At 28.4% G+C, this 405-nt stretch carries 1 protein-coding gene; it reads right to left on the bottom strand.

The annotated features are described in order from the left end of the window. Positions 1-297: esterase-like activity of phytase family protein (locus tag E3E36_RS12435; RefSeq protein WP_167895640.1), on the bottom strand; the 297-nt coding region annotated here is incomplete at its 3' end. Between the last annotated feature and the right edge of the window lie 108 nt (positions 298-405).

Below are 405 nucleotides of genomic sequence, written 5' to 3'. Positions count from 1 at the left end.
AACATCAACAAAAACAACACTGTCTATTTTATTATTCGAAAAGAAAATTTTAGCAGTATAATAACGGGCTGCATTAATAGCACTTCTGTCATCACTTATTATATAATACAAATTGTTTTTTGCATCATAATCAATACCCGATAAACCACCAACAGTAGTGCCTTTGAATTGAAGATTATGAGGCACCGTATATTCACTTAAAAAGTTAAGCTTGCTGATTTTTTGAGCTGTAGCAAAGTGAAATGTGAAAAGATAAAAGATAAAAGCGGCAACTATTTTTTTACAGATTGATTGCATAAATAAACTTTCAAAACATAAATATAGACAACAAAAAAGTCGTTACAGTTGGTAACGACTTAAATTAATTTTTAATTGTTATTATTGAATGGCATTCAAATAACTGCT

It is taken from the genome of Thermococcus sp. M36, from assembly GCF_012027355.1.
Taxonomy (GTDB): Archaea; Methanobacteriota_B; Thermococci; order Thermococcales; family Thermococcaceae; genus Thermococcus.
This window is presented reverse-complemented; position numbering and strand designations above follow the sequence as displayed.